The sequence below is a fragment of the Flavobacterium lotistagni genome (assembly GCF_011392125.1).
Classification (GTDB): Bacteria; Bacteroidota; Bacteroidia; order Flavobacteriales; family Flavobacteriaceae; genus Flavobacterium; species Flavobacterium lotistagni.
Map to the genome: position 1 here is coordinate 1 of NZ_JAAJBU010000024.1, position 3,822 is coordinate 3,822.

The following is a 3,822-nucleotide window of genomic DNA, read 5'->3' on the forward strand; positions in this document are numbered from 1 at the left end:
GCCAAAGATACTCATCACCCCGCGCGAACCTGCGTAGGCCGGGTTGACATTGATCGTGTTGTACATGTACTGAGTGAATTGGGCATCTTGTTGCGCAAAACCCGCAGCGGCTGTCAGGATCAAAACGGAAGTTAGGATTCTTGTTTTCATTACTTACTGGTTTTAGAAACCTAGGGTGGTTAACCCAAGTGTTTATTATAGATTTGAATTTGGTTTATCGTGTAAGGTATAAATATCCTTCTTTGTGATTACTATTACCGTCTTTATCAGTGTAATTGATGATATAGAAGTAAGTTCCGGTAGGCAATTCAGCTGATCTGTCTACAGTGACCCTTCCATCAGAAGTTCCTTTGAAAACACGGTCTTTGTTATCGTACTGTTTAGTTTCAAATACTAATACGCCCCATCTGTTGTAGATTTCTACCGTATTTTTCGGATAGCATTCCAATTGGTCAATCTGCTCTACTACAAACTCTTCGTTTAAGCCATCGCCATTCGGTGAGAAAGCATTGTGAACCACAATCGGACTACAAGCATCCAATACAGGGCAATCATTTCCTACCGTCATCGTCAATTCCACATTCACAGGACAAGTTGAAGTACTTACTGTATATCTGAAGATGTAATCACCCACAGGGATTTGATAAGGACTGAATACAGATCCGTTGAGCGCATTGTTCAAGTTCGAATCATCTACGGTCCATAATCCGCCGCTCGGAACTTCGCTACTTAAATAAGTATTCAAATCAAAAGTGACTTTGATATCTTGGTTACAGTCAGCATCGCTTCTTCTGATTACAATCGGAGTTGGGGCAGTTCCAGTCACATCCCAAGCACAAGTAGTTGTGTTGAAAGATGCAGTCTCATAACAAGCCAATCCGGTTGGTTCAGCAGGTTGTGTTCCGGTTATATCCCAAGCACAAGTAGTTGTATTGAAAGATGCCGTTTCGTAACAAGCCAATCCAGTTGGTTCCGCAGGTTGAGTTCCGGTTACATCCCAAGCACAAGTAGTTGTGTTGAAAGATGCAGTTTCATAACAAGCAAGTCCAGTTGGTTCAGCAGGTTGTGTTCCGGTTATATCCCAAGCACAAGTAGTTGTATTGAAAGATGCCGTTTCGTAACAAGCCAATCCAGTTGGTTCCGCAGGTTGTGTTCCAGTTACATCCCAAGCACAAGTAGTTGTGTTGAAAGATGCAGTTTCATAACAAGCAAGTCCAGTTGGTTCCGCAGGTTGTGTTCCGGTTACATCCCAAGCACAAGTAGTTGTGTTGAAAGATGCAGTTTCATAACAAGCAAGTCCAGTTGGTTCCGCAGGTTGTGTTCCAGTCACATCCCAAGCACAAGTAGTTGTGTTGAAAGATGCCGTTTCATAACAAGCCAATCCGGTTGGTTCAGCAGGTTGAGTTCCGGTTACATCCCAAGCACAAGTAGTTGTGTTGAAAGATGCCGTTTCGTAACAAGCCAATCCGGTTGGTTCAGCAGGCTGTGTTCCAGTTACATCCCAAGCACAAGTAGTTGTGTTGAAAGATGCCGTTTCGTAACAAGCCAATCCGGTTGGTTCAGCAGGTTGAGTTCCAGTTACATCCCAAGCACAAGTCGTTGTGTTGAAAGATGCAGTTTCATAACAAGCTAGTCCAGTTGGTTCAGCAGGTTGTGTTCCGGTTACATCCCAAGCACAAGTAGTTGTGTTGAAAGATGCAGTCTCATAACAAGCCAATCCGGTTGGTTCAGCAGGTTGTGTTCCAGTTACATCCCAAGCACAAGTAGTTGTATTGAAAGATGCAGTCTCGTAACAAGCCAATCCGGTTGGTTCAGCAGGTTGTGTTCCGGTTACATCCCAAGCACAAGTAGTTGTATTGAAAGATGCAGTTTCATAACAAGCCAATCCGGTTGGTTCAGCAGGTTGTGTTCCGGTTACATCCCAAGCACAAGTAGTTGTATTGAAAGATGCAGTCTCATAACAAGCCAGTCCGGTTGGTTCAGCAGGTTGTGTTCCAGTCACATCCCAAGCACAAGTAGTTGTGTTGAAAGATGCAGTTTCATAACAAGCCAATCCGGTTGGTTCAGCAGGTTGTGTTCCAGTTACATCCCAAGCACAAGTAGTTGTGTTGAAAGATGCAGTTTCATAACAAGCCAGTCCGGTTGGTTCCGCAGGCTGTGTTCCAGTTATATCCCAAGCACAAGTAGTTGTGTTGAAAGATGCAGTTTCATAACAAGCCAATCCGGTTGGTTCAGCAGGCTGTGTTCCAGTTACATCCCAAGCACAAGTAGTTGTGTTGAAAGATGCAGTTTCATAACAAGCCAATCCAGTTGGTTCAGCAGGTTGTGTTCCAGTTACATCCCAAGCACAAGTAGTTGTGTTGAAAGATGCAGTTTCGTAACAAGCGACAACTGGCGCGATAGGTTGCGTTCCGGTAATATCATAAGTACAAGTTGCAGGATTGAAAGTCGCAGTCTCGTAACAAGCCAATCCCGTAGGAGCTGCAGGTTGCGTTACAATCACTTCCTGAGTTGCGGTAGTCGTATTCCCATTTCCGTCGTTGAACGTCCAAGTAATGGTGTGTGTGCCAATAGCAGTATAAGTCAACGGATCAGATGTGGTTCCTGTTATAGTTCCGGCGCAATTGTCAGTAGTAGTAGGAGCCAGGGCAGTAGCCGAGCATTCTCCCGTAGCGCTTGTCAAAGTAGGTTGAACCGGTGCTACGGTATCAGTAATTGTAATTGTTATAGTAGCAGTCGAACAATTCGTTGGGTTTAATACCTCGCAGATTTGGTATTGCATTATATATTGTCCGGGAGCAAGGCCATTTATAATGGATAATTCACCAGTTGCAGTATCCAGGGAAATGTTAGCATTAGCACCAGATGTAATAATCATAGTGATTGCACTTGGGTTGATGGCAGCACCATTAAAGCTGTCATTATCGATGATATTCCCCAACGCACCAACTGTTGAACATGAGAAGCCATAGTTATTGTCTACAGCGATGATCGAAGCCGCAGACACCGTTACAGTTACAATCGCAGTATCGCAGTTGCTTGGATTTAAGATTTCACAGATTTGGTAAGTTAGGGTGTAAGTTCCGGCAGGTGTTCCAGCGGCAACCAAAACATCAGTTCCTGATAAAGTCACACCGGCGTTTGTAGAGCTAACAAAAGTGGTATTTACTTGTGAAGCTAGTACAGCAACACCATTCAAAGTATCGTTTACAAGTACGTTTGTGAAAGCAGTTCCACCAGCAAGACCGTTTACAGTTGTTCCGGTATCGTCATTAGCGATGATCGAAGCCGCAGACACCGTTACAGTTACAATCGCAGTATCGCAGTTGCTTGGGTTTAGGATTTCACAGATTTGGTAAGTTAAGGTGTAAGTTCCCGCAGGCGTTCCCGCAGCAACCAAAACGTCAGTTCCTGATAAAGTCACACCGGCATTGGTTGAGCTTACAAAAGTTGTATTTACTTGAGAAGCTAGTACAGCCACACCATTCAAAGTATCATTCACCAAAACGTTTGTGAAAGCCGTTCCACCGGCAAGACCGTTTACAGTTGTTCCGGTATCGTCATTAGCGATAATTGAAGCCGCAGACACCGTTACAGTTACAATCGCAGTATCGCAGTTGCTTGGGTTTAGGATTTCACAGATTTGGTAAGTTAAGGTGTAAGTTCCCGCAGGTGTTCCCGCAGCAACCAAAACATCAGTTCCTGATAAAGTCACACCGGCGTTAGTTGAGCTAACAAAAGTGGTATTTACTTGTGAAGCTAGTACAGCCACACCATTTAAAGTATCGTTTACAAGTACGTTTGTGAAAGCTGTTCCACCAG

General features: G+C 44.1%; 2 protein-coding genes. Both read right to left on the reverse strand.

Features of this window, described 5'->3' with window-relative positions; translation table 11 throughout:
• A partial coding sequence (locus G4D82_RS14250) for a type IX secretion system membrane protein PorP/SprF (protein WP_166337966.1) occupies positions 1–150 on the reverse strand: 150 nt, incomplete at its 3' end.
• 64 nt (positions 151–214) lie between these two features.
• A partial coding sequence (locus G4D82_RS14255) for a gliding motility-associated C-terminal domain-containing protein (RefSeq protein ID WP_166337967.1) occupies positions 215–3,822 on the reverse strand: 3,608 nt, incomplete at its 5' end.